Raw genomic sequence first — 25,572 nt, forward strand, 5'->3', positions numbered from 1 at the left:
GTCAGTCCTCGGGGAGCAGCAGCACCTTGCCGATGTGCTCGCTGGCCTCCACCACGCGGTGCGCCTCCGCGGCCCGGGACATCGGCAGCCGGCGGTCGATGATCGGCCGGACGACGCCCCGCTCGACGTCGGGCCAGACGTCGTGGCGGACGGCGGCGACGATCTCGGCCTTGCCCCCGGGCCCGGCCGGCGGCCGGGAGCGCAGCGTGGTGGCGTGCACCGAGGCCCGCTTGCGCATGAGCAAGCCGAGGTCGAGCTCGGCCTTGGTGCCGCCCTGCATGCCGATGCTGACCAGCCGGCCGCCGACGGCGAGGGCGTCGACGTTGCGGGCCAGGTACTTCGCGCCCATGTTGTCCAGGACGACGTCGACCCCCGCGCCGTCGGTCTCCTCCCTCACCCGCTCGACGAAGTCCTCGTCGCGGTAGTTGATCAGCACCTCGGCGCCGAGCTCGCGGCAGAACTCGAGCTTCTCGGCGCTGCCGGCGGTGGTGAACACCCGTGCACCGGCCCGCGCGGCCAGCTGGATCGCCATCGTGCCGATGCCGCTGGAGCCGCCGTGCACCAGGAAGCAGTCGCCGCGGGTGAGCCCGGCCAGCAGGAACACGTTGGACCAGACCGTGCAGGTCACCTCGGGCAGCCCGGCCGCGGTGGCCAGCTCGACGCCGGCCGGACGGGGGAGCAGCTGACCGGCCGGGACGGCGACCCGCTCGGCGTACCCGCCGCCGGCGAGCAGCGCGCACACCTCGTCGCCCACCCGCCAGCCGGTCACGCCCTCGCCGACCTCGCTGACGATGCCGCTGCACTCCAGGCCGAGGATCTCGCTCGCGCCGGGCGGCGGCGGGTAGAAGCCCTGCCGCTGCAGCAGGTCGGCGCGGTTCACCGCGGTCGCGGCGACGTCCACGACCACCTCGCCCGGGCCGCAGACGGGGTCGGGGACCTCACCCCAGCCGAGCACCTCGGGGCCACCGGGTTCTGCGATCGTGACGGCGCGCATGTTCCGAACCCTAGGGTGAGCAGGGTGGATGCCGCTGTTCCGCACGTGCTGCTGGGCACCTGGCCGACCCCGCTCGAACCCGCGCCCCGGCTCGCCCGCGCGCTCGGCCTCGCCGATGAGGACCTGTGGCTCAAGCGCGACGACCTGGTCGGCCTGGCCGGCGGCGGTAACAAGGTCCGCAAGCTCGAGTTCACCGTCGGTGCCGCGCTGGACGACGGCGCGGACGTGCTGGTCACCACCGGGGCGGCGCAGAGCAACCACGCCCGGCTGACCGCAGCGGCCGGCGCCCGGGTCGGGCTCGACGTCGTCCTGGTGCTGGCCGGTTCCGCCGGTGCCGCGTCGTCGGGGAACCTGGCGCTGGACGGCCTGCTCGGCGCCCGGGTGGTGTGGGCCGGCGACGCCGACCTCGAGGCCACCGCGCTGTCGGTGGCCGACGACCTCCGCGCGCAGGGGCGCACCCCCGCCGTGATCCCGTTCGGCGGGTCCAGCGCGGTGGGCGCCCGGGGCTACGCGCGGTGCGCCGCCGAGCTGCTCGAGCAGGCGCCGGACCTGGTGCGGGTGGTGACCGCGGTGGGATCGGGCGGCACGATGGCCGGGCTGGTCGCCGTCCTGGGGCCCGCGCGGGTGCTGGGCGTGGACTGCGGGGCGGTGACCGACCCGGCCGCGGAGGTGGCCCGGCTGCTCACCGGGCTGACCGGGACGCCGTACGACCCGGCGGTGCTGCGGATCCGCCGCGACCAGGTCGGCGAGGGCTACGGCGCGCTCACCGAGCCGGTGCTCGACGCGCTGAGCACCGCTGCCCGCGCCGAGGGCGTCGTCCTCGACCCGGTCTACACCGGGCGGGCGCTGGCCGGGCTGACCGCCGCGGTCGCCGACGGCGACGTCGTCCCGGGGGAGCGGACCGTGCTGCTGCACTCGGGCGGGCTGCCCGGGCTGTTCGGGCACGCCGCTGCCGTGGCGCGGGCGGAGTCGCTGCTGGAGTGACCGGCAAGTCGGTCGCAAGTGGGTGGCCCGAACCTTCGGTCATGACCGCTCAGACCCCCGCCCTGCCGTTCCCCGTCACCCCGCGCCGACCCGGCGACCCGGAGGCCGACCTGACCGGGTTCACCCTCATCCACCGCGCGCTGCGCGCCGGCACCCGCGACCTCGCCGTCGCGGCGACCGCGATCGCCGCCGGTGCCTCGTGCCGTGCGTCGCGGCGGGACGCCTACGTCGCCTTCGCCACCGAGGTGCTGCACGAGATCCACCTGCACCACACCCGCGAGGACGACGTCCTCTGGCCGGTCATCGCGGCCTCCGCCGGCGCCGTGGTCGACCTCGAGCCGCTCACCGACGACCACACCGAGCTGCACGCGGTCCTCGCCCGCGCCGAGGAGGCCCTGACGGCGTTCGCCGGCGCGACCGACGTCCGCGCCGCGGCCGCCCCGCTGGGCGCCGTCCTCACCGAGATGGCCGACCTGCTCGACGAGCACATCGTCGAGGAGGAGGCGGAGGTGTTCCCGGTGATCCGCGCGCACGTCTCGGCGAAGGACTTCGCGGCCTGCGAGAAGCGGTTCCAGAAGGGCTCGGGCCCCAAGCACATGATGTTCGTGCTGCCCTGGATCATCGCGCAGTGCTCGCCGGCGGAGCGGGCCGAGGTGCTGGCGATCGCGCCGGCGCCGCTCAAGGTCCTGCTCAGGCTCGGCGAGGGCCGCTGGCAGCGCCGCCGCGCCCTCGTCGTCGGCGCGTAGCGCGCTTTGTCGCGATAAAGCACCCGCGCTTTATCGCGACAAAGCGCGGGCGGCGGCGATCCAGTCGGGGTTGCCGGTCCGCTCGGCGACCTCGACCGCCTTCTTCCGGTGCGCCTCCGCGGCTGCGACGTCGCCGCGGTAGGCGGCCAGCCGGGCGAGCAGGGTCGCGGTCGGGCCGAGGGCGATGGTCGCCGTCCACGCCCCGCAGACGGCGTCCTCGTGCGCCAGCAGCCCGGCGTAGGCCTCGTCGACCCGGTCGTCGTCCTCCAGGCCCAGGCCGAGCACCGCCCGGAGGCCGAGCAGGATCGGCGTGAAGTAGTCCCGTCCGACCGACGGCCGGATCTCGGCGAACCGGCGGGCCTCCTCGGTGCGGCCGTTGACCATCAGCGCCACCGCGAGCAGCTCGGCGAGCTCGACGGGGGCGACGTCGAGCAGGTCCTCCGACTGCGCGATGAGGTCGTCGTAGCGGCCGGCGGTCAGCCGCAGGCAGAACACCGACACCCACCACAGCGCCTGCGCCTGCCGCGCCCAGAACCCGGTGGAGCCCACGCCGGCCACGGCCGCGCCGTACGCCGCCTCCGCGGTGGCGTAGTCGCCGCCGATGGTGGCGCGCAGGCCGCGGTACCAGGTGGCGATCGCGTGCAGCAGCGGCAGCCCGTAGACCAGGGCCAGCCGCTCGGCCTCGGTGGCGTGCTCGTCGGCCGCTGCCAGGTCGAGGACGCCGCAGCTGTGCTGCACGAGCACCAGCCGCGCGGTGGCCTCGAACAGGCCCAGCTGCTCGCGCTGCGCCAGCGCCAGCAGCTCCCGGCCCAGCTCGCCGCGCTCGGCCAGCCCGCCGTGCCGGTAGGTGTTGATGTAGCGGGCGTTGAGGGCCGAGGCCAGCACGAGCGGGTCGCCGGTGCTGCGCGCCAGCGCCACCGCTTCGAGGCTGGCCTCGTAGCCGCGCGGGTCGGGCGCGCCGGCCAGCTCCACCGCGAGCACGCCGAGCAGCCGCGAGCGCAGGTCCGGGCGGTCGGGCAGGGCCGCCACGGTGCGCTCCAGCGCCGTCACGAGAGCGGCCTCGGCCGGTGTCTGCCGCGGCGCCCACAGCGTCGGGACGTCGCAGGAGAGCAGCACCTCGGCGGTGACCAGTGGATCGCCCAGCGCCGTCGCCGCCGGCAACGCGCCGTCGCGCAGCTCGCGGCCCGCGGGCATGTCCCCGGCGAGCGTCGCCGCGCGCGCGGCCCGGGCGACCAGCCGAAGCCGGCCCGCCTCGTCGGCCGGGGCCGCCAGCGCGGACGCCGCCTCCGCCCGCCGCCACCAGTGCAGCGCGTCGCGGTAGGAGAACCGCCGCTCGGCCAGCTCCGCGGCGGCGGCCGCCCAGCGGGCGGTGTCGGCGGCGTGCGACCGGCCGGCCGCCTCCGAGTGGTGCGCCAGCGCCGTCACGTCGTGCGGGCGCAGCCGCTGCAGCGCCGCGGTGACCCGGCCGTGCAGCCGCCCCGCGCGCAGCCGGGAGAGGTCCTCGTAGAGGGTGTCGCGCACCAAGGAGTGCACGAACCGCAGCCGCCCGGGGCCCGGCTCGACCAGCAGGCCGCTGACCAGCGCCGACTCCAGGGCGTCGACCAGCTCCTCGTCGTCGTCGCCCTGGGCCGCGTCCAGCAGGACGTCGACGTCGACGTCCCGGCCCACGACGGCGGCCAGCCGCAGCAGGCTGCCGGTCTGCGCGGGCAGCGCGGCCAGCCGGGAGTGGACGACGTCGCGCACCCCGCCGGGCACCGCCCCGACGTCGGCGCCCGTGGAGACCAGCCGGGCCAGCTCGCGGACCAGGAACGGGTTGCCGGCCGTGCGCTCGGCGATCGCGGTCCGGACGGCGTCGTCGACCGGGGTGGCCGACACGTCGTCGACCAGCCGGCGGACCGCGTCGTCGTCCAGCCCGGCCAGCGCCAGCCGCACCGGCGAGCGGCGGGCGAGCGCGGCGCGCACCGCGTCGAGCTCGGGCACCGGATCGGGGCGCGCCGCGGCCACGACCAGCACGGGCGTGGCCTGCAGCGCCTCGACGACGTCGAGCAGCAGCGAGGCGGTCTCCTGGTCGGCGCGGTGCAGGTCGTCCAGGACGAGCAGCAGCGGGCCGGGCACGCTCGCCAGCCACGCCGCGACGGCGCGGTGCAGCCGGAACCGGGAGGCGACCGCGTCGCCGGCCTCCTCCTCGGGCGCGTCCTCGAGCAGCGGCGCCAGCCGGGCCGGGTCCGCCGGCGGGTGCACGCGCGCCAGCCGGCCGAGGGCCTCCGTCCACGGCCAGCCGCTGGGCGCGCCCTCGGTCTCGGGGCAGCGGGCCACGCACGTCGTCCAGCCGGTCGCGGCCAGCTCGGCGGTCAGCTGCTCGACCAGCGCCGACTTGCCGCTGCCCGCCTCGCCGGTGACGACGGCGACCGCCAGCCTCCCGCCCGCGGCGTCGGCGGCCGCGCCGCGCAGGGCGGCCAGCTCGGCGTCCCGCCCGAAGAGAGGGGGCGGGGGAGGTTCGTCGACGACGCTCGTGCTCTGCCCCGTCGGAGTGGGCAGAGCACGAGCACGCTCGGGAGCCCGTGCCGGGTGCAGCAGGTGCGGTGCCTGGGCCAGGACGTCGTCCTCCAGCTGCCGCAGCGCCGGGCCGGGGTCGACACCGAGCTCGTCGGCCAGCCGGCCGCGGACCTCCCGCAGCGCGGCGAGCGCGTCGGCCTGCCGGCCGGCCCGGTACAGGCCGAGCGCGAGCAGCCGCCAGCCCTCCTCCCGCAGCGGGTGCTCGGCGACGTGCGCGCGCAGCCGGGCCAGCGGGTCCGGGCCGCCGGGCACCGCGAGCGCGGCGGCGGCCCAGCGCTCGACCGCGGTCAGCCGCAGCTCGTCGAGCCGGGCGGCCTCGGGGGCGGCCCAGGGCTCGTCGGCGTACTCGGCGTAGGCCGGCCCGCGCCAGAGCTCGAGCGCCGCGGCGAAGCGGTCCCGCGCCGCGGCCGGGTCGTCGTCGAAGAGCCGGTCGCCCTCGGCCAGCAGCCGGGCGGCGCGGGCGGCGTCGACCGCGTCGTCGTCCGGGCGGAGGGCGTAGCCCGGTGGCACGGTGAGCAGCAGCCGGGCCGGCGTGCGCGGCGGGCGGTCGGGCTCCAGCGCGCGCCGCAGGTGGCTGATGTGCGCCTGTAGCGCGGCCTGGGCGCGCGGCGGGGTCTCGGCGTGCCAGAGGTCGGCGACCAGCAGGTCGGCCGGGACGACGGCGCCGCGGGAGGTGAGCAGCCGGGCGATCACCGATCGCTGCCGGTGCCCGCCGAGCTCGACCGGTGCCCCGTCGCGGGCGGCCCACACGCCGCCCAGCACCCCGAACTCGACCGTCATAGCGGGCGGCAGCCTAGCGGTCGCGACCCTCTGTGAAAGCCGATGACCACCTCGGCACGGCACGCAGCGGCCCGTCGGCACCCGCTCGCCGTCCCGCCCCTTCCCGGTTCCGGCGGTGCCACCCTCGAACGGCCTCTGGAGGTGATCATGACTCCTGGCCGTTGGGGAGCGGGACGCGTCGTGGCGCTCGTCCTCGGGGTGCTCCTGCTGGTCCCCGGTCTCGCGCTGCTGGTCGGCGGGGGTGCGCTGCTCTGGGCGGACAGCACCCACCGGACCTCGGTCGCCCACCTGACCTCGGATGCCACCGATCCCGGCACCGACCTCGTCACCGGCATCGCCGCCGCGTCCGGCATCGCCGGGTACCTCGACGGCGTCCAGTGCACGGTGGTCGACGACCTGGGCAGCGGCGCGTCGCCCGGGACCGAGGCGGCCGGTGGGGGGCGGTCCGGCGACCAGACGTTCTGGACGCCGCGGGCCGGCGGCTGGGGTACCCAGCAGCTGACCTGGCGGGCCGCGAGCGGGAACTGGGCGCTCGGGGCCATGGACGCCGGTGGCAGCCCCGGCATCAGGGTGACCAGCACGGCCGGCGCGACCGCGCCGTCGCTGGCCGGGCTGGGCTGGGGCCTGCTGGTCGTCGGCGGGCTGGTGAGCCTCGTCGGCGTCCTGCTGATCGTCCTGGCCGCCCGGCGGAAAGCCGAGCACTAGCCGCTCGCAAGCGCGCCACCAGCGGTTCCGGTCACCGTCTGCGTCATGACGACGACCGTTCCGAGCCCCGTCCACGCCCCGGCGACCACCGAGCCCGACCTCTCCGGGTTCACCCTGATGCACCGCGCGCTGCGCTCGGGCACCCGGATGCTCGCCGAGGCCGTCGACGGCATCGCCCGGGACGACGCCTGCGACCGGTCCCGGCAGCGCGGCATCGTCGAGTTCGCGTGCGCCGTGCTCACCGAGGTCCGGGCGCACCTGGAGCGCGAGGACGCCGCCCTCTACCGGCTCGTCGTGGTGTCGGCCGACGAGTGGGCCGACCTCGCACCGCTGTCGGCCGACCACGTCGAGCTGGAGCGGCTGCTGCAGCTGGCCTGGGCGGCGCTGCCCGTGTTCGCCCGCTGCGCGAGCACCGGCGCACCGCTGCTGGCCCCGGTCCTGACCGAGCTGGCCGCACGGCTGGAGGCGCACCTCGCCGCGGAGGAGGCGATCGTGTTCGCGCGGATCCGCGCGCACGTCACCGGCGCCGAGCTGGAGCGCTGCCGGACGCGGCTGCGGGCGGGGACCTCGACGTCGCGGCTGCTGTTCCTGGCGCCGTGGCTGGCCGACCAGTGCCACCCCGCGGAGCTGCGGCACGTGCTCGCCGCGGCCGACGCGCGCAGCCGGCTGCTGCTCTCGCTGGGCCAGAAGCGCTACGCCGCCCGCCGCGACGCCGTCCTCGGGGCTTGATGGAGGCTGGGAAGCGAGGAAACCTCGCCTCCCAGCCTCCGCAACTCAGCGGTTCTTGAGGTCCTTGCGCAGGATCTTGCCGGCCGCGGACTTCGGGACGGCGTCGATGAACTCGACCGCGCGGATCTTCTTGTGCGGGGCGAGCCGGGAGGCGGCGTAGTCCATGACCTCCTGCTCGGAGATCGAGCTGCCCGGCGCCCGCACGATGAACGCCTTCGGCAGCTCCTCGCCGGTCGCCTCGTCCTTGACCCCGATGACGGCGGCGTCGGCGATGTCCGGGTTGCCGATCAGCACGGCCTCGAGCTCGGCCGGGGCGACCTGGTAGCCCTTGTACTTGATCAGCTCCTTGACCCGGTCGACCACGGTGTAGCAGCCGTGCTCGTCGACGACCGCGACGTCGCCGGTGTGCAGCCAGCCCTCGTCGTCGAGGGTGTCCGCGGTGGCGGCGGCGTTGTTCAGGTAGCCCTTCATCACCTGCGGGCCGCGGACCCAGAGCTCGCCGCTCTCGCCCGGGGCGGCGTCGGTGCCGGTCTCCGACGAGACCAGCCGGCACTCGGTGTTCGGGATCGCGAACCCGACCGAGCCCTTCGGCACGTCGGTCAGCCCGGAAGGGAGGTTCTCCGGGTCAGGGGTCGTGTGCGAGACCGGCGACAGCTCGGTCATGCCGTAGCCCTGGGCCACGGTGACGCCGTCGGCGGCGCCCTTGCGCAGCCGGTCCTGCGCGGCCATCGCCAGATCGGCGTCCAGCGGCGCGGCACCGGAGAGGATCGAGGTCAGCGACGAGAGGTCGTACTGGTCGACCAGCGGGTGCTTGGCCAGCGCCAGCAGGATCGGCGGGGCCACGAACGCGCGGGTGATCTTGTGGTCCTGGATGGTGCGGAGGAAGTCCTCCAGGTCGAACCGCGGCAGCGTCACCACCGCGCCGCCCCACGCCAGGCCCTGGTTCATCAGCACGGTCAGGCCGTAGATGTGGAAGAACGGGAGGACGGCGATGATCCGTTCCTCCTCGCCGAGCGCGATCAGCGGCCGGCACTGCGACACGTTCGCCACCAGGTTGCGGTGGGTGAGCATGACGCCCTTCGGCAGCCCCGTCGTCCCGCTGGAGTACGGCAGCGTGACCAGGTCGTCCGCCGGGTCGAAGTCCACCTGCACCGACGGCGCCTGCGAGCTGAGCAGGTCGATCAGCGAGGCGTGCCCCTCGGCGCCGTCCATCACGATGATCTCGTCGACCGGCTTCTTCTCCACCGCGGCCTGCACCCGGTCCAGGAACAGCGAGATGGTGATGACGACCTTCGCGCCGGAGTCGCGCAGCTGGAAGGCGATCTCCTCGGGCGTGTAGAGCGAGTTGATCGGGCTCATCACGCAGCCGGCGGCGGCGATGCCGTGGAAGACGACCGGGTACCAGATCGTGTTCGGGCAGAAGACGGCGACGACGTCGCCCTTGCGCAGCCCCCGCTCGTGCAGCGACGCGGCCAGCCGGTCGACGTAGCCGGCGAGCTGGCCGTGCGTGATGACGTCGCCCTTGAGCCCGTCGATCAGCGCCGGGGCGTCCGGCCGGTCGCGGCCCGCCGCCAGGACGAAGGCGGGCACCGACAGGTCGGGGATCTCGACGTCGGGAAAGGGGCTGGCCAGCGCCACGGGGGTCCTCCTCGCAGGATGCTCTGTGGCGCCAGTCTCACATGGCGGTTACCCGGCGGTTACCTGGGCCAGAGCACCGACTGCGTGCAGCGGAACAGCGCGATCGTCTTGCCGCTCCCCTCGGCGGTGACGGTGGCGTCCCACACCTGCGTCGTCCGCCCGGCGTGCGCGTTGGTGGCGACCACGCCGATCCGTCCCTCCCGCGCCGTCCCGAGGTAGTTGGCCTTGAGCTCGATGGTGGTGAACCCGGCCGCTCCCTCGGGCAGCAGCGCGCGGGTGGCCAGCCCGCAGGCGGTGTCGGCCAGGCCGACGACGGTCGCCGCGTGCAGGTAGCCGTTGGGGGCGAGCACGTCGCGGCGGACGTCGAGGTGTCCCTCGATGCGCCCCGGCTCGTGCGCGGTGAACACGATGCCGAGCAGCCCGGGCAGCGTGCCCGGCAGCAGGTCGTTGAGCTCGTCGACGGTGTGGAACCCGGTGGCGGCCATGACGCCGAACCTAACGGCCCTCCTGCAGGGGCCCGCCGCGAGCCTGCGAGTGGCGGGGGGCAGGAGGGTCCTTAAACCATCGGCCCGACCGGCGTCTTCCCCACGACGGTCGAACCCCCGAGCTCCCCGATCCGCTCCAGCGCCTCGTCGATGCTCTCGACGTCGACCACGACAACCGGCCCGGGCGACGGGCTGTCGGAGCGGCGGAGCATCCCGCCGTTGACGAAACCCGGCTCGGTGGGCCCGCGGTCGCCGGTCGGCCCGGTGCTCGCCAGGACGTAGCCCATGCCCGGCACGCCCTGCAGCTGCCAGCCGAAGGCGCCCTCGTAGAACTGCTGCGCGCGATCCCCGTCCTCGTAGGGGATCTCGAAGTGCACGACCCGCCCGCTCATGGCGCGGCACGCTAGACCCGGACGGCGTCCCGCGGGAGCAGCGCGTGCACGCCGAAGACCTGGTTGGCCACCTGGGTGACGCGCAGGTCGACCACCACGCTGGCCAGCGCCATCGCCTCGGACCGACCCAGCCCGTGCAGCGCCCCGAGCAGGTCGAGCATGGCGCTCAGGGCCTCGGCCGCGGCCTCGTCCAGGTCGTTCCCGAGCCCCATCGCCACCCAGCCGGCCGGGGTGTCGGCGACCGGCGTGGTCAGCGGCCGGCCGAGCAGGTCGCCCTGCACGTCCAGCGTCAGGTCGGCGCGCTCCACCGGGCACTCGATCGCCGTCCCGCTGACCTCGCCGTCCCCCTGGGCGGCGTGCCCGTCGCCGACGCTGAACAGCGCTCCCTCGACCGGGATCGGCAGGTAGAGCGTGGAGCCGGCGACCAGCTCGCGGCAGTCGAGGTTCCCGCCGTGCCAGTACGGCGGGATCGTCGAGTGCCGCCCCGGCTCGGCTGGCGGCATGCCCATCACGCCGAGGAACGGCCGCAGCGCGACGGTGCCGAGGGTGGAGGTCGCCGTTCCGGCGGCCACGTCGATGTCCCACGGGACGACGGCCGGCTGCTCGACGCCCAGCCGCACGTTCCAGGCGGTGGACCGCACCCCGGCGTACGTCGTGCCCCACGCGCCCGGCACGACGGCCTCGATCCGGACGGCGAGGACGTCGCCCGGTCGCGCCCCGCGGACCTCCACCGGACCGGTCAGCGCGTGCCCGGAGCCCTCCGTGTGCTGGGGGCTCCGCTCGCGCCCGGGCCCGTGCGGGCCGGCCCACCAGCCGGAGTCGAGGGCGGCGAACCGCACCGTCGTCCCCGGATCGACGGTGAGCACCGGCGGCAGATCGCGGTCGAACCAGCCGTGCAGGGTGCGCTCGTCCGGGAGCAGGGTCGGCGGCACGGTCACACCAGGTTGTGCAGGGCGTAGACGGGCGGCGTCATGCCGAGCAGCACCTCGGTCATCCGCACGGCCCGGACCGTCGGGCGGACGTCGTGCGCGCGGACCAGCCGGGCGCCCTGCAGGATGCACGCCACGGTGGTGGCCAGGCTGCCCTCGAGCCGGTCCTCGGTGCGCGTCTCGCCGATCGCCTCGCCGATGAAGTCCTTGCGCGAGACCGCCGCCAGGATCGGGTACCCGAGCTCGGCCAGCTCGTCCATGCGCCGGACCAGCTCCAGCGAGTGGTAAGTGTTCTTGTGCAGGTCGATGCCGGGGTCGATGACGAGCTGCTCGGGTCGCACGCCGCGGTCCAGGCAGAACGCGACCTGGCGGCGCAGGAACTCCACGACCTCGGCGCTCACGTCGTCGTAGGTCGGCCGGAAGGACGCCGTCCCCGGGCCGTCGGCGGCGTGGGTGATGATCAGCCCGGCCCCGGTCTCCGCGGCGACGTCCACGATCGCGGGCTCCTTGAGGCCGCTCGCGTCGTTGATGATCGTGGCGCCGGCGGCGATGACCTCCCGCGCCACGTCGGCGCGCATGGTGTCGACCGAGACGACCAGCCCGGTCTGCTCGGCCGCCGCGGTCACCACGGGCAGCAGCCGGTCCAGCTCCTCGGCGGCCGGCACCCAGGCACCTGGCGCGTAGGCCACGCCGCCGAGGTCGAGCCAGTCGGCGCCCTCCTCCTCGGCCTGGCGGCAGGCGGCGAGGGCGTCCTCGAAGCGGAACGTCGTCCCGGGCGCGTGGAAGGAGTCGGGGGTGACGTCGACGACGGCGCCGACGAGCACGCGGCGGGAGAGGTCGAACCGGCGCCCGCCGAACTCCCGCACTCCCACGTGCGCTTGATCGGGATGAAGCGCCACGTTCAGTCCACCAGGGCCTGGTAGACGAGGGAGCGCAGGTAGGTGCGCACGGGCAGCGTGGACGACGGCATGAGCTGCGTGTAGAAGCACACGGTCAGGTCCTCGACCGGGTCGACGAAGAACGCCGTCGAGGCCGCGCCGCCCCAGTTGTACTCACCGAGGCTGGAGACGACGCCGTAGCGGGCCTGGTCGACCACGGTCGCGAAGCCCAGCCCGAAGCCCACCCCGCGCAGCGGCGTCTCGGCGAACAGCGGGCGGCCGAACGTCGCGAGGTCGGCGTTGCCCGGCAGGTGGTTGCGGGTCATGTGGTCGACCGTGCGGGGTCCCAGCAGCCGACCGCCGTCGTGCTCACCGCGGCGGCGCAGCATCTCGACGAAGCGCAGGTAGTCCGGCGCGGTGGAGACCAGCCCGCCGCCGCCGGAGAGGTACTTCGGCTTGGACAGGAAGCCGTCGCCGAGCACGTCGAGCGGCTGGATGCCGACCGGCGGCCCGAGCGGGTCGCGGCGGACCGGCGCGTAGAGCCGGGCCAGCGTCGAGGGGTCGTCGTCCTCGCGGAGCCCGAAGGACGTGTCGGTCATGCCGAGCGGGGCGAAGACCCGCTGCTCGAAGAACTCGTCGAGCGGCTGACCGGAGAGCACCTCGACCAGCCGGCCGAGGACGTCGGTGGAGACGCCGTAGTTCCACTCGCTGCCGGGCTGGAAGACCAGCGGCAGCGCGGCCCACTGCGCGGTGCACTCGGCGAGGTCGGCGCCGGGCGGGGCGCCCCACTCGTGGCCGGCGGCCCGGTACATCTCGTCGACCGGGTGCGCGTGGTGGAAGCCGTAGGTCAGCCCCGAGGTGTGCGAGAGCAGGTGCCAGACGCGGATCGGCTCGGTCTGCGGCTCGGTGACCGGCCGCTGGGCGGAGCCGGCGACGTAGACCGGCGTGTGCGCGAACTCCGGCAGCCACTCGGCGATCGGGTCGTTGAGCTGGAAGGCGCCCTCCTCGTGCAGCATCATCGCCGCGACCGAGGTGACCGCCTTGGTCATCGAGTAGATGCGCCAGCGGGTCGTCGTCTCCACCGGCAGGGCGTCCTCGACGTGCCGCAGCCCGCCCAGCCCCACGTGGGCCAGCCGGCCGTGGCGGGCGACGGTGACGAGGTAGCCCGGCAGCAGCCCGTCGTCGACGTAGCGCTGCAGCCTCCGGTCGAGCCGGTCCAGCCGGGCGGGGTCGAAGCCGACCTCCGCGGGATCGACGTCGACGGTCAGCTCCTGAGCCACGGGCCACTCCCTCGAGAAGGCCGTCCGCCGTCGGACGGCGCCTGCCCTCGCATCCTCACCCACGCACCTGAGCGCGGGCGCGAGGAGGGCAGGCGCCGGACCGGTCGATCAGGATCGATCAGACCGGGACGTTGCCGGCGGCCTTCTTCAGGTTCGAGCCCGCGGTCACCTTGACCGTGTTGGCGGCCGGGATGTCGATGGACTCGCCGGTCTGCGGGTTGCGCCCGGTGCGCGCGGAACGCTGGGTGCGCTCCACGGTGAGCAGGCCGGAGACCGCGACCTTCTCGCCGCGCGTGATCGCGTCGACGAGCTCCTCCTGGAGGGCGTCCACGACCGAGTTCACGGTCGAGGCCGGGACGTCGGCGCGCTTGGCGATGGCGGAGACCAGTTCGCTCTTGTTCACAGGGTTCCTCTCGGTGTGGTGGCCGGTGCTCTGTCCCGGAAAAACGGACTCGGCACCCGGCCGTCTCCTTCTCGGGGACCCGCGCAGGCACGAACCCCCCGTATTTCGGCCCGGACCTCGGGTGTTGAGGCCGGACCGGACGTGCACGCTGCCAGACAGGGCCGGGATCCCGCCAGTGCGGGTCCTGCGGAATCCCTGCAGTCACAGGCGTACCGGTCCGTCACGGATACCCAGGACAGCGGCCCGTACGCCCCCCGCTTAGCGTGGGGGACGTGCCACGCATCCCCGGGACCGATCTGGACGTCAGCGATCTCTGCCTCGGCGGCAACGTCTTCGGCTGGACGGCCGACGAGCCGACGACGTTCGCGCTGCTCGACCGCTTCAACGACGCGGTGCCGTCGGTGCTGCGCCCGTTCGTCGACACCGCCGAGTCCTACGGCGACGGCACGTCCGAGCGGCTGCTCGGCGCGTGGATGGCCGAGCGCGGGATGCGCGACCGGTTCGTGGTGGCCACGAAGGCCTCGCGGATGCAGAAGGAGCACCCGCTGTCGGCGGGGGAGATCAGGACGGCGGTGGAACGGTCACTGCGGAATCTCCGGACCGACGTCATCGACGTCTACTACGCCCACTACGACGACGAGACGACGCCGCTCGAGGAGACGCTGACCGCCTTCGACGAGCTCGTGACCAGCGGCAAGATCCGCTACGCGGCGGCGTCGAACTACTCGGCGGCGCGGCTGAGCGAGGCGCTGGCGACCTCCGAGCGGCTCGGCATCACGCGCTACGTCGCGCTGCAGCCGCACTACAACCTGATGGAGCGCCCGGCCTACGAGGACGAGCTGCGCGACGTCGTCGCCCGCCACGACCTGGGCTGCTTCCCGTACTTCGGTCTGGCGCGCGGGTTCCTGACCGGCAAGTACCGGCCGGGCGAGCAGATCGACTCGCCGCGCGCGCAGGGGGCGGCGAAGTACGTGGGGGAGAAGGGCGACCGCGTGCTCGCGGCGCTCGAGGAGGTGGCCCGGGCGCACGGGGTCACCGGTTCGGCGGTGGCGCTGCGGTGGCTGGCCGACCAGCCGACGGTGACCGCGCCGATCGCCAGCGGCCGCGACGTCGACCAGCTGGCCGACCTGCTGCCGATGCAGGACCTCCGGCTCGCCGACGACGAGCTCCGGCTGCTGACCGACGCCTCGGCGTAGTCGGAGGCTGGGAGCGCAGGTTTTCTGCGCTCCCAGCCTCCGTTCAGGCGCTGACGATGCGGTCGCGGACGGCCTGCACCAGCTCCGGGGTGACGTCGTGGATGCCGTGGTCGTGCGCGGCGTGGCCGGCGACCTGGGCCAGGATGCCGTCCTCGTCGGCGGCCGAGAACCGGGCGCTGCAACCGGGGACGACGTCGCCGCAGGCGAAGGTCTTCATGGGGGACTCCTTGGTCGTTGGGGGACGGGCGGACCGGGCCTCAGCGGCCCGGGGTCTGGGTCACCTCGCGTGGCGGGCGGAGGCGAGGTCCTCGAGGCGCAGCAGGCCGAGCACGGTGCCGGTCGGATCGGTGACCAGCACGGGGTCGAAGCGCTGGGCCGGGGGCCGGGTGAGCGCGCGCTGCAGGGTCTCGGCGATGTCGGCCGAGGGGTGCACCCGCAGCGACACGGGCGCCAGGTAGACCTCCGCCGTCCGCGGGTCGCGCAGCACCAGGCCGGTGGGCTCGCCGAGCGGGCCGACCAGGACGGCGGGCGGCGGCTCGGCGACGTCCGCCCCGGCCTCGATCTGCCGCACGGGACGCATCAGGCTGGCGACGCTCTCGGTGAGCTGCACCCGGGCGACCTGGCCCTTGACCAGCCGGATCACCTCGGGCGCCAGCGGCGCGAAGCCCGGGCCCGGGCGGCCGAGGACCCAGCCCTGGCCCAGCGGCACGCCCAGGCGCATGAACGCGGCCAGCTCGGCGACGGTCTCGAGGCCCTCGGCGAGCAGCCACGCGTCGATCCGGCCGGCGAACTCGCCCATCATCTCGGCCAGCGCCACGCGCACGGGGTCGGTGTCGGCGTCGCTGACCAGCGCGCGGTCGAGCTTGACCACCTGCGGGCGCAGCTCGGCCATCTGCTGCAGCCCCGAGTAGCCGGAGCCGGCGTCGTCCAGGGCGATGAGCGCGCCGCGCTCGCGCAGCTCGGCGATCTGGCTCTTGAGCGCGGACAGGTCGTCGACGGGGGTGTGCTCGGTCAGCTCGACGACGACGCGGCGCAGGTCGCGGCGGATGGCCAGCGCGTCCTGGATCGGGTCGGTGCCCAGCAGGTGGGGGCTGACGTTGACGGTCAGGAAGGTGTTGTCCGGCAGGCCCGGGACGGCGGCCAGCGCCTTGTGGATCGCCAGGGCCTCGAGCTCGGCGTCCAGTCCCGCGTCCGCCGCGGCGGCGAACCACACGTCCGGGCCGGCGGTGCCGGGGAAGCGGGAGAGCGCCTCGTAGCCGGCGATCGTCGCGCCCGCGAGGTCGACGATCGGCTGGAAGGCCAGCGTGAGGTCGTCGGGGGACGCCAGCAGCGGACGGCAGTCCGGCAGGGCGAGCAGACGCGACGCGGGCACGAGGTGGGCATCGGTCTCCCACGGCCGTACGTGGAGGTCGGAGACCTCCCTCTCACCCGTCCGGGGGAGCGCGGCGCGCCGTCCCTCCTCGGGACGATCCCGTTTCGTACCAGCGGGCGTGACAGCATGTCCCGAACGCCGTGGGCCCAACCAGGAGCCCGCTGCCCGCCGACGAGTCCGAGGGGAGATCTCGCGTGGCGGCGCTGCCCACCCCCTCGACGCCCGACGTCCTGCGGGATCCCCACCGCATCGCCAGCGCCCGACGGCTGCTGGTGGAGGTCCCCGGTCCGGCCGCGTTCGACCGGCTCTCGGCGCTGGCGGCGCGGCTGGTCGGCGCCGGCCACGCCAAGGTCACGCTGTTCACCGACCAGGACATCGTCGTCGGCGGCTACGGGCTGCCGGCCGGCGTCGTGGGTGGTCCCGCACTGCTCACCGGTGCGCTCTCGGCGATCGTCGTCCGCGAGGGCACCCCGCTGAACATCCCCGACGCCCGCGCGAACGAGCGGGTCGCGGACCTGCCCGCGGTCACCTCCGGGCAGGTGCAGGCGTACCTCGGGGCGCCGATCATCGCCGCGTCGGGGCACATCGTCGGCGTCCTCGCCGTCTACGACCCGACCCCGCGGTCGTGGACCGGCGACGCGACCGAGCTGCTCGAGCAGCTGTCGGCGTCGGTGGTCGCCGAGCTGGAGCTCTCCGCCGCCCAGTCCGCCGTCGGCGCCTCCTCCGCCCGGCTGGACGTCGCCCTGGAGGCCGGCTCGGTCGGCATCTGGGAGCGCGACCTGCGCACCGGCTCGGTGTTCTGGGACGAGCGGGCCTCCGGGATCATGGGCTTCGAGGGCGCGGTGCAGCTCGACTCGCTCGAGCAGCTGATGAGCCACATCCACCCCGAGGACCACGCCACCGTCCAGCAGGCGATGCAGACCGCGCTGGCGGAGCGCGGTGCCTTCCTCGCCGAGTGCCGGGTGCTGCGCACCGACGGCGCGGTGCGGTGGACCGTCTCCCGCGCGCGCGTCGTCGCCGACCCGAGCGGGGAGCCGATCCGGGTCCTCGGCACCGTCGTCGACGTCACCGACGCCCGCGAGCAGTCGGCGCGCCGGTTGTCGGCGGTGCAGCGGGCGGCGGCGATCGCCGAGGTCGCCGCGGAGCTGGCCAACGCCACCCGCGTCGAGGAGCTGGCCGACATCGCCCAGCGCGGCGGCCAGGTGCTCGGCGCGAGCTCCAGCGCGCTGGCCGTGTTCGACCCCGGCGGCGCGCCGCTGCGGCTGCACATGACGCACTGGCTGGTCGACCAGGCCCGCGCGGGGGCCGACGTCGAGCTGCCGCGCGACGGCATCCCGATCGAGCTGGACGACGAGCTGCCCACCCAGTGGGTCGCCCGGCACGGCCGGCGGGTGTTCCTCGCCACCCCGGAGGAGGCGCGTGCCCGGTTCCCGCGGATGGGCGAGATCAGCGCCGTCCTCGGTGTGCAGGCCCTCGCCGCGCTGCCGCTGCGGGTCGAGAGCCGGGTGCTCGGCAGCTTCGTCGTCGTCTGGGACACCGAGCACCCGTTCGCCGGTGACGACCTCGAGGTGCTCGAGGCGCTCACCGCGCAGATCGCGCTGTCGGTCTCCCGGCTGCAGGCCGACGTGGAGCGCGACGCCGCCGTGGCCGCCATGACCGAGGCCAACCGGCACCTGCAGCTGCTCGCCGACGTCGGCGAGGTGCTCTCCGACAGCCTCGACATCGAGGACCAGATCGACCGGCTGACCGCGCGCATCGTGCCGGGCATCGCGGACTGGTGCTACCTCGTCGTCACCGACGAGCAGGGCCGGCCGCAGCAGCTGGCGGCGGCTCACCGCGATCCGGAGCGGCGGGCGCTGGTCTCCGAGTACGTCAAGGCCCTCGTCGCGGGGGCCAGCGAGGAGGCGGCGCTGCACGTCGCCGTCCGGAGCGGGCAGGTGGTCCGGACGACGATCGACCAGGCCTACCTGGATGCGGTGCTGCCCGATCCGGCGCTGCGTGAGCTCTTCGCCCGCCTCGGCGGGACGTCGGCCACGGTCGTGCCCCTCACCGGGCGCGGGCGGACGCTCGGCGCGCTCGGGCTGCTCAACGACCCCGAGCGCGGGCCGCACTCCGACGCGGAGGTCGACACCCTCGTCGAGATCGGCCGCCGCGCCGGGCTGGCGCTGGAGCACGCGCGGCTGTTCGGCCAGCAGCGCGCGCTGGCCGAGACGCTGCAGCGCAGCATGCTCACCGCCCCGCCACGGCCCTCCGGCACCGAGATCGTCGTGCGCTACGTGCCGGCCGCCGCCGGCGCCGAGATCGGCGGCGACTGGTACGACGCGTTCCTGCAGCCCGACGGCTGCACGGTGCTCGCGATCGGCGACGTCGTCGGCCACGACAGCCGGGCCGCGGCCGCGATGGGCCAGGTCCGCGGCCTGCTGCGGGGCATCAGCTACTCCAGCGGCGACACCCCGGCCGGCGTGCTGCGCCAGCTCGACCGCGCGGTGCGCGGCCTCGCGCTGGACACGATGGCCACCTGCCTGGTCGCCCGCCTCGAGCCGGACGACGGTGCCGCCGGGACGACGCTGCGGTGGTCCAACGCCGGTCACCTGCCGCCGGCCGTGCTCGCCCCCGACGGCACCGTGACGCTGCTCGACGACGGCCCGGTGGACCTGCTGCTCGGCGTCGCCCCGGACACCCCGCGCACCGACCGCGTCGCCGTCCTGCCGCCCGGTGCGACCGTGCTGCTCTACACCGACGGGCTGGTCGAGCGGCGCGACCGCGACCTCGACGCCGGGGCGGCGGAGCTGGCCGAGGTGCTGCGCCGCTGCGCCGGGCTGCCGCTGGCCGAGCTGTGCGACCGGGTGCTCGAGCGGCTGTTCCTGCCCGACGCCGAGGACGACGTCGCCGTCCTGGCCGTCCGGCTCGCGGGCTGACCGCTCACTGCTGCTTCCGGCGGGCGACGAAGCGGCTGCGCGCGCGGGTGGGCAGGTCGACCGCGACCGGCGCCTCCCAGCCGCGCCAGACCGACAGCACGTTCAGGCCCGCCACCAGCACGATGACGATCGCGGCGACCGGCAGCGGCGGCAGGTCGAGCGGCCCGGCCAGCACGGTCAGCGCGACCGCGCCGATCAGCGCGGCCACCGCGAAGTACGGGCCGGGCCGCACGATGTAGGCCTGCTGCGCCAGCAGCATGTCCCGGATGACGGCACCACCCACCGCCGTCACCACGCCGATGAAGACCACCGACGCGCTCGGCAGCCCGGCGAGCTGCGCCTTCTGGGCGCCGATGACCGTGAAGAAGCCCAGGGTGACCGCGTCGAGCACCACCAGCAGCACGGTCAGCCGGGACAGCCAGCCGGAGAAGAAGAAGGTCACCGCCGCGGTGATGGCGACCGTCGGCAGGTAGGCCTTGTTGGTGAGCGCGACCGGCGTCGCGTGGGCCAGCAGGATGTCGCGGATCAGCCCGCCGCCGAGCCCCCCGCTGACCGCCAGCAGCAGCACCCCGGAGACGGCGAAACCCTCGCGCGCGGCGAGCAGCCCGCCGGTCAGCGCGCCGATGACGACGGCGGCCAGATCGACGACGTGCGGCACCTTGAGCGCTTCGGTGGCAGCGGCGATGTACACGGCTGGAGATTGTCGACGGCGGCTGTGCCGGCTCCGGTGACAGGGGGGAACGTGCGGTCCTAGCGTGGCGCCATCCCCTCGTCGCCCCGTCGGCCGCCCCGGAGGTTGCCATGGCCGTCCCTCGACCCGATCGCGACGACGTCGCCGCGCTGGCCCGCGCGTACGGGCTGCAGCACACCGACGCCGACCTCGACACCTACGCCCTGCTGGTCGCCGGCTCGTTCGACGCCTACGAGGCGGTCGAGGAGCTGTACGAGGCGATCCGCCCGGAGCCGCCCGCCGACCGCCCCGTCACGTGGCCCGAGGAGGCGGACAACCCGCTCGGCGCCTGGTACGTGCGGACCGAGATCCGGGGCGCCGACGACGGTCCTTTCGCCGGGCGCACCGTGGCGATCAAGGACAACACCGCGGTGGCCGGCGTCCCGATGATGAACGGCTCGCACACGCTGGAGGGCTTCGTGCCCACGCGCGACGCCACCGTGGTCAGCCGGCTGCTGGCCGCGGGCGCGACGATCACCGGCAAGGCCGTCTGCGAGGACCTCTGCTTCTCCGGCGGCAGCCACACCTCGTGCACCGGACCGGTGCGCAACCCGTGGGACCCGTCCCGGACCACCGGCGGCAGCTCCAGCGGCAGCGCCGCGCTGGTGGCCGCCGGAGAGGTGGACCTCGCGCTCGGCGGCGACCAGGGCGGCTCCATCCGGATGCCGGCGGCCTTCTCCGGCATCGTCGGCCACAAGCCGACCCACGGCCTGGTGCCCTACACCGGCGCCTTCCCGATCGAGCTGACCCTCGACCACCTCGGGCCGATGACCCGCACGGTCGCCGACGCCGCCGCGATGCTCGACGTCCTCGCCGGCCGCGACGGCCTCGACCCGCGGCAGCCGGCCGACCTGGCGCCCGAGCACTACGCGGCGGCCCTCGGCGGCGACGTCGCCGGGCTGCGCGTCGGCGTGGTCGCGCAGGGCTTCGGGATCCCCGGGCTGTCGGAGGACGGCGTCGACGAGACGGTGCGCGCGGCCGCCGGCCGGCTGCGCGAGCTCGGCATCGAGGTGGTCGACGTCGACGTCCCCTGGCACACGAACGCCATGGCGGTGTGGGCGGTCATCGCCACGGACGGCGCGACGATCCAGATGGTCGACGGCGAGGGCTACGGCCACAACTACTGGGGGCTCTACGACCCCGAGCTGGTCGAGCACTACGGCCGGCAGCGCCGCGAGGTGGGAGACCGCTGGTCGCCGACGGTGACGGTGACCGCGCTGGCCGGGCGGTGGTCGGTGGAGAAGCTGCACACCCGGCACTACGCGATGGCCCGCAACCTCGCCTTCGAGGTGCGCGCCCGGTACGACGCGGCGCTGGCCGACGTCGACCTGCTGGTGATGCCGACGGTGCCGATGGTGGCGCGCACGATCCCGGCGCCGGACGACCCGCTCGAGGTCCGGATCGCGCGCGGGCTGGAGATGATCGTCAACTGCGCGCCGTTCGACGTCAGCGGGCACCCGGCGACCAGCGTCCCGGCCGGTCTCTCCGAGGGGCTGCCGGTCGGGATGATGCTGGTCGGCCGCCGGTTCGAGGACACGACCTGCCTCAAGGTCGCGCACGCCTACGAGCAGCTGCTCGGCGGCTTCCCGGCCCCACCCGTCCGCGAACCCGCCACGGCCTGGTGACGTGATGGAACGGCCCCCCTGCAGGGCCCCGCCGCGAGCTTGCTCGCGGCGGGGGGCAGGGGGGTCCTTCTACTGGGCCGGGGCGACCTCGAGGTCGGTGGCGCTCTCCTTCGAGGCCTGGCGGCCCTCCGCGCCCTGGCGCACCTCGGCGTCGCGGGCGGCCATCGCCTCCTGGCGGTCGTCCTCCTCCTCGAGGATCTTCGCGGCCTTCCACGCAGCCGGGATCGCGAACGCGTCCACCAGGGTGGTCATGTGCGGCCGCAGCTCCTTGAGCAGCGTGTTCACCGTCGCGGTCAGCACCTTGGCCCGGGTCGGGGTGAGCCGGCCGTGCTCCAGGAACCACGCCTTGTCCTGCTCGATCGTCCACAGCGCGTAGAGGTCGCAGAGCTTCTCGAGCAGGGCCTGGGCGTCGGGGTCCGTCGTCCGCTCGATGCCGGCGACGAACGCCTCGAGGATCACCCGGTCGATGTGCGTCTGCGCCGTCCGCAGGACGTGGTCCTGGACGTCGTTGAACATGTCGAAGGGCTCCATGCCCTCGGTCGCCGCGTTCTTGCGCAGCCGCTTGATCGCGCCCTCGAGGGAGTGCTTCTCGCGGAACTCGAACATCTTCAGCTGCCACCCGCGGTCGAGCATCGGGACGTCGTCGTCCCGGCCCGGCACCGCGTCGACCAGGCGGGCGATCAGCCCGCGGGCCGCCGTCCGCTCGAGGACCGTCTCGCGGACCAGATCGGCGACGAAGCCGACCTTGCCCCAGCCGTCCAGCGAGCCGAACGCGTCGCGGTAGCCGGTGAGCAGGCCCTTGGCGACCAGCTGCAGCAGGACGGTGTTGTCGCCCTCGAACGTGGTGAAGACGTCGGTGTCGGCCTTGAGCGCGGGCAGCCGGTTCTCGGCCAGGTAGCCGGCGCCGCCGCACGCCTCGCGCGCCATCTGGATGGTCCGGGTCGCGTGCCAGGTGTTGGCCACCTTGAGTCCCGCCGCCCGCGACTCCAGCTCGCGCTGCCCGGCCTCGTCGATCTCCTCGCCGAGGACGTGGGTCTTGTACTGCACGTCGTGCATCGTGCTGACCAGCTCCTCCTGCGCGAAGTGCAGCGCGTAGGAGGTGGCCAGCGCCGGCAGCAGCTTGCGCTGGTGCACGAGGTAGTCGTTGATGACGATCTCGCGGTCCTTGCCGGGGGCGGCGAACTGGCGGCGCACGTTGCCGTAGCGGACGGCGATGTCCAGAGCCATCTTCGTGGCCGATCCGGCCGAGCCGCCGACGCTCACCCGCCCGCGCACCAGCGTGCCGAGCATGGTGAAGAAGCGGCGGGTCTCGTTCTCGATGCTCGAGGTGTAGGTGCCGTCCTCGGCGACCTGGCCGTACCGGTCGAGCAGCATGTCGCGGGGCACGCGCACGTGGTCGAAGCTCAGCCGGCCGTTGTCGACGCCGAGCAGGCCGGCCTTCGGACCGTCGTCCCCGATGGTGACGCCCTCGCACGGGGTGCCGTCGTCGTTGCGGATCGGCACCAGCCAGGCGTGCACGCCGTGGTTCTTGCCCTGGGTGATCAGCTGGGCGAAGACGACGGCCATCCGGCCGTCCTTGGCGGCGTTGCCGATGTAGTCCTTGCGCGCGGCCTCGTGCGGGGTGTGCAGGTCGAAGGTGCCCGTCTCCGCGTCGTAGGTGCAGGTGGTGCGCAGCTGCTGGACGTCGGAGCCGTGCCCGGTCTCGGTCATCGCGAAGCAGCCGGGCAGGTCGAAGCTCATGATGTCGGCGAGGTGCGCGCGGTGGTGCCGCTCGGTGCCCAGCAGCTGGACGGCGCCGCCGAACAGGCCCCACTGCACGCCGGCCTTGACCATCAGCGACAGGTCGCCGAAGGCGAGCATCTCGATGGAGGCCACCGAGCCGCCGGAGTCGTCCTGGCCGCCGTACTCCTTGGGGAAGCCGAGGCCGACCCGGCCGGTGGCGGCCAGCTTCTTGGCCAGCCGGCTGATCCGCTCGCGGGCTTCCTGCATCGTCTCGCCGTACACCGGTGCGAACTCGGGGTCGCCGAGGTGTTCACGGGCGTCGCGCCGGACGTGGCCCCAGCGGCCGTCGAGGACCTCCTGGAGCTTCCCCGGGTCCACGGTCGTTGGCAGGGTCGACGTCACTTCTCCTCCTGAGGGTGGGTGCCGATGGTCGAGAGGCCCGACCACGCGAGTTCGGTCAGATGAGCAGCGAGTTCGCTGCGGAGCATGGGGCGTTCGGCGCGCAGCCACCAGTCGGCGGCCGAGCGGACCAGCCCGACGACGCCGTGGCCCCACGGCGCCGCGGCGGCCACGTCGCGGCCGGACTGCTGCAGCGCGACCGAGACGGCGGCCGCGGCCTGCTCGCCGACGAGGTCGGCCAGGCTGGTGAGCGGGTCCGGCCGGTCCGGTTGCGGCGGGTGGACGACGAACCGGTAGAGCTCGGGGTCGGCCTCGACGAACGCCAGGTAGGTCTCGATCGCCGCGGCGACCATGTGGCGCGGCTGCGCGTTGCTCTCGATCGCCTCGCGCAGCTTGGGCAGCAGCTGCGAGGCCACCCGGTTGCAGACGGCGACGTGCAGCTCGGCGCGGTCGGCGAAGTGCCGGTAGACGACGGTCTTGCTGGTGCCGGCCTCGGCGGCGATCTCCTCCATGCCGACGCCGGCGCCGTGCTTGCCGACCGCGGCGAGCGTCGCGTCGACCAGCTCCTGGCGCCGCTGCGCGCGGTGCGCGTCCCACCTCGAGTCGCGGCGATCGCGGGGCTCTCCCGCGGGCTTCGACTCGCGGCCCTCGCCACCGTGAGCGATCTTGTCCTGCGACGCAGGTCTCACCGTCCCAACTTTCATGTGTCGGACAGTACCTGATACTGTCGGTACCGAGCAATTCCACCGACCCCGGAGGACCCGATGGCTGCCCAGCCCCGCAAAGCCGCCAGTCGCGCCGCCACTGGCGCCGCCACTCGCAAGGCCGCGATCGTCGGCGGGAACCGCATCCCGTTCGCGCGGTCGAACTCGACGTACGCGCAGGCCTCCAACCAGGACATGCTCACCACCACGCTCGACGGGCTCGTCGCCCGCTTCGGGCTGCAGGGCCAGCAGGTCGGGGAGGTCGTGGCGGGCGCCGTCCTCAAGCACTCGCGCGACTTCAACCTGACCCGCGAGGCCGTCCTCGGCTCCAAGCTGTCGGCGACGACGCCGGCCTACGACGTGCAGCAGGCGTGCGGCACCGGTCTGGAGGCGGCGGTTCTCGTCGCCAACAAGATCGCCCTCGGGCAGATCGAGTCGGGCATCGCCGGCGGCGTCGACACCACCTCCGACGCCCCGCTCGCGGTCAACGACGACCTGCGGCGGGTGCTCATCAAGGTCAACAGCGCCAAGACGGTGCAGGACCGGCTCAAGGCCCTGGCCGGCATCCGGCCGGGGATGATCTCGCCGGAGATCCCGCGCAACGCCGAGCCGCGCACCGGCCTGGCGATGGGCGAGCACGCGCAGCTGACCGCGAACGAGTGGGAGATCGGCCGCGAGGAGCAGGACGAGCTGACCGTCCGCTCGCACCAGAACCTCGCCGCCGCCTACGACCGCGGCTTCTTCGACGACCTGGTCACCCCGTACCTGGGCCTGACCCGCGACCAGAACCTGCGCCCGGATTCGTCGGTGGAGAAGCTCGCCACGCTCAAGCCGGTGTTCGGCAAGGCGCTGCCGGCCGGGGCCGAGGCGACGATGACCGCGGGCAACTCGACCCCGCTGTCCGACGGCGCGTCGGCCGTCCTGCTGGCCTCCGACGAGTGGGCGGCCGAGCACGACCTGCCGGTGCTCGCGCACCTGGTCGACGCGCAGACCGCCGCGGTCGACTACGTGCACGGCGGCGAGGGCCTGCTCATGGCGCCGGTCTACGCGGTGCCGGTGATGCTCGCCCGGCAGGGGCTGACCCTGCAGGACTTCGACTACTACGAGATCCACGAGGCCTTCGCCTCGACGGTCCTGGCCACGCTCAAGGCCTGGGAGGACCCGGAGTTCTGCAAGGGCCGGCTGGGCCTGGACGCTCCGCTCGGCTCGATCGACCGCTCGAAGCTCAACGTCAACGGCTCGTCCCTGGCGGCCGGGCACCCGTTCGCCGCGACCGGCGGGCGGATCGTCGCCTCGCTGGCCAAGCAGCTGCACGAGGCGGGCCCGGGCAAGCGCGGCCTGATCTCGATCTGCGCGGCCGGCGGCCAGGGCGTCGTCGCCATCCTCGAGTCCTGACCCACATCCGAG

General features: G+C 74.5%; 22 protein-coding genes. 8 read left to right on the plus strand and 14 right to left on the minus strand.

Annotated elements, in window-relative coordinates; genetic code table 11:
• Position 1 precedes the first annotated feature (1 nt).
• Positions 2-994, minus strand: coding sequence for an NAD(P)H-quinone oxidoreductase (locus tag GGQ55_RS10205; protein WP_179716350.1), 993 nt, complete (start codon positions 992-994; stop codon positions 2-4).
• A 24-nt stretch (positions 995-1,018) separates the two neighbouring features.
• Between GGQ55_RS10205 and GGQ55_RS10210 the strand changes: the two genes are divergently transcribed.
• Positions 1,019-1,978, plus strand: a complete 960-nt coding sequence (locus GGQ55_RS10210; protein ID WP_366489045.1) for a D-cysteine desulfhydrase family protein — start codon at positions 1,019-1,021, stop codon at positions 1,976-1,978.
• 41 nt (positions 1,979-2,019) lie between these two features.
• Positions 2,020-2,724, plus strand: a complete 705-nt coding sequence (locus GGQ55_RS10215; RefSeq protein WP_179716351.1) for a hemerythrin domain-containing protein — start codon at positions 2,020-2,022, stop codon at positions 2,722-2,724.
• A gap of 30 nt (positions 2,725-2,754) precedes the next feature.
• On the opposite strand, the gene GGQ55_RS10220 is transcribed toward GGQ55_RS10215, so the two are convergent.
• Entirely contained in the window at positions 2,755-6,060 is a 3,306-nt protein-coding gene (locus GGQ55_RS10220; RefSeq protein WP_179716352.1) for an ATP-binding protein, read from the minus strand.
• 180 nt (positions 6,061-6,240) lie between these two features.
• Between GGQ55_RS10220 and GGQ55_RS10225 the strand changes: the two genes are divergently transcribed.
• Positions 6,241-6,765 (plus strand): hypothetical protein, encoded by a 525-nt coding sequence (locus GGQ55_RS10225; protein ID WP_179716353.1) that lies wholly within the window; start codon positions 6,241-6,243, stop codon positions 6,763-6,765.
• 45 nt (positions 6,766-6,810) lie between these two features.
• Positions 6,811-7,494: a hemerythrin domain-containing protein gene (locus GGQ55_RS10230; RefSeq protein WP_179716355.1), complete on the plus strand. Its 684-nt coding sequence runs from the start codon at positions 6,811-6,813 to the stop codon at positions 7,492-7,494.
• Positions 7,495-7,539: 45 nt separating this feature from the next.
• Here GGQ55_RS10230 and GGQ55_RS10235 read toward each other — a convergent pair whose 3' ends face one another.
• The 7 genes from GGQ55_RS10235 to GGQ55_RS10265 all read right to left on the minus strand — a co-directional run bounded on the left by GGQ55_RS10235 (position 7,540) and on the right by GGQ55_RS10265 (position 13,499).
• Entirely contained in the window at positions 7,540-9,132 is a 1,593-nt protein-coding gene (locus GGQ55_RS10235; RefSeq protein WP_179716357.1) for a 4-coumarate--CoA ligase family protein, read from the minus strand.
• A 59-nt stretch (positions 9,133-9,191) separates the two neighbouring features.
• Positions 9,192-9,617 (minus strand): PaaI family thioesterase, encoded by a 426-nt coding sequence (locus tag GGQ55_RS10240; RefSeq protein WP_179716359.1) that lies wholly within the window; start codon positions 9,615-9,617, stop codon positions 9,192-9,194.
• 71 nt (positions 9,618-9,688) lie between these two features.
• Positions 9,689-10,009 (minus strand): VOC family protein, encoded by a 321-nt coding sequence (locus GGQ55_RS10245; protein ID WP_179716361.1) that lies wholly within the window; start codon positions 10,007-10,009, stop codon positions 9,689-9,691.
• Between the two features lie 11 nt (positions 10,010-10,020).
• Complete coding sequence (locus tag GGQ55_RS10250) at positions 10,021-10,941, minus strand: acetamidase/formamidase family protein (protein WP_179716363.1); 921 nt, start codon at positions 10,939-10,941, stop codon at positions 10,021-10,023.
• A 2-nt stretch (positions 10,942-10,943) separates the two neighbouring features.
• The gene (gene folP, locus GGQ55_RS10255; protein WP_179716366.1) at positions 10,944-11,810 is read right to left on the minus strand and encodes a dihydropteroate synthase; all 867 of its coding nucleotides are present in this window, start codon (positions 11,808-11,810) and stop codon (positions 10,944-10,946) included.
• Positions 11,811-11,839: 29 nt separating this feature from the next.
• A complete protein-coding gene (locus tag GGQ55_RS10260; RefSeq protein ID WP_179716368.1) occupies positions 11,840-13,096 on the minus strand; it encodes a serine hydrolase domain-containing protein in 1,257 nt (418 codons plus the stop codon).
• Between the two features lie 118 nt (positions 13,097-13,214).
• Positions 13,215-13,499, minus strand: a complete 285-nt coding sequence (locus GGQ55_RS10265; protein ID WP_179716370.1) for an HU family DNA-binding protein — start codon at positions 13,497-13,499, stop codon at positions 13,215-13,217.
• A gap of 272 nt (positions 13,500-13,771) precedes the next feature.
• On the opposite strand from GGQ55_RS10265, the gene GGQ55_RS10270 reads away from it, so the two are divergent.
• The gene (locus tag GGQ55_RS10270; protein ID WP_179716372.1) at positions 13,772-14,695 is read left to right on the plus strand and encodes an aldo/keto reductase; all 924 of its coding nucleotides are present in this window, start codon (positions 13,772-13,774) and stop codon (positions 14,693-14,695) included.
• A 43-nt stretch (positions 14,696-14,738) separates the two neighbouring features.
• On the opposite strand, the gene GGQ55_RS10275 is transcribed toward GGQ55_RS10270, so the two are convergent.
• Together GGQ55_RS10275 and GGQ55_RS10280 are read right to left on the minus strand one after the other, a co-directional pair.
• A complete protein-coding gene (locus tag GGQ55_RS10275; RefSeq protein ID WP_179716374.1) occupies positions 14,739-14,912 on the minus strand; it encodes a DUF1059 domain-containing protein in 174 nt (57 codons plus the stop codon).
• Positions 14,913-14,972: 60 nt separating this feature from the next.
• Entirely contained in the window at positions 14,973-16,067 is a 1,095-nt protein-coding gene (locus GGQ55_RS10280; RefSeq protein ID WP_179716376.1) for an EAL domain-containing protein, read from the minus strand.
• Positions 16,068-16,261: 194 nt separating this feature from the next.
• Here GGQ55_RS10280 and GGQ55_RS10285 point away from each other — a divergent pair, with 194 nt between their 5' ends.
• A complete protein-coding gene (locus GGQ55_RS10285; RefSeq protein WP_179716378.1) occupies positions 16,262-18,985 on the plus strand; it encodes a SpoIIE family protein phosphatase in 2,724 nt (907 codons plus the stop codon).
• Positions 18,986-18,989: 4 nt separating this feature from the next.
• Here GGQ55_RS10285 and GGQ55_RS10290 read toward each other — a convergent pair whose 3' ends face one another.
• On the minus strand, positions 18,990-19,676 hold the full coding sequence (locus GGQ55_RS10290) for a trimeric intracellular cation channel family protein (RefSeq protein WP_179716380.1): 687 nt from the start codon (positions 19,674-19,676) through the stop codon (positions 18,990-18,992).
• Positions 19,677-19,786: 110 nt separating this feature from the next.
• On the opposite strand from GGQ55_RS10290, the gene GGQ55_RS10295 reads away from it, so the two are divergent.
• Entirely contained in the window at positions 19,787-21,340 is a 1,554-nt protein-coding gene (locus GGQ55_RS10295) for an amidase (protein ID WP_179716382.1), read from the plus strand.
• A gap of 69 nt (positions 21,341-21,409) precedes the next feature.
• Here the strand turns inward: GGQ55_RS10295 and GGQ55_RS10300 are convergent, their stop codons facing one another.
• Positions 21,410-23,464 carry an acyl-CoA dehydrogenase family protein gene (locus tag GGQ55_RS10300; protein WP_179716384.1) on the minus strand — a complete coding sequence of 685 codons (2,055 nt, stop codon included), beginning with the start codon at positions 23,462-23,464 and terminating at the stop codon, positions 21,410-21,412.
• Positions 23,461-24,150, minus strand: a complete 690-nt coding sequence (locus GGQ55_RS10305; protein WP_366489046.1) for a TetR family transcriptional regulator — start codon at positions 24,148-24,150, stop codon at positions 23,461-23,463. The genes GGQ55_RS10300 and GGQ55_RS10305 overlap by 4 nt, the downstream gene beginning before the upstream one ends.
• A gap of 75 nt (positions 24,151-24,225) precedes the next feature.
• Between GGQ55_RS10305 and GGQ55_RS10310 the strand changes: the two genes are divergently transcribed.
• A complete protein-coding gene (locus GGQ55_RS10310) occupies positions 24,226-25,560 on the plus strand; it encodes an acetyl-CoA C-acetyltransferase (RefSeq protein WP_179716388.1) in 1,335 nt (444 codons plus the stop codon).
• The last annotated feature ends 12 nt before the right edge of the window (positions 25,561-25,572 follow it).

Origin of the sequence: Petropleomorpha daqingensis (assembly GCF_013408985.1) — a bacterium.
Classification (GTDB): domain Bacteria; phylum Actinomycetota; class Actinomycetes; order Mycobacteriales; family Geodermatophilaceae; genus Petropleomorpha; species Petropleomorpha daqingensis.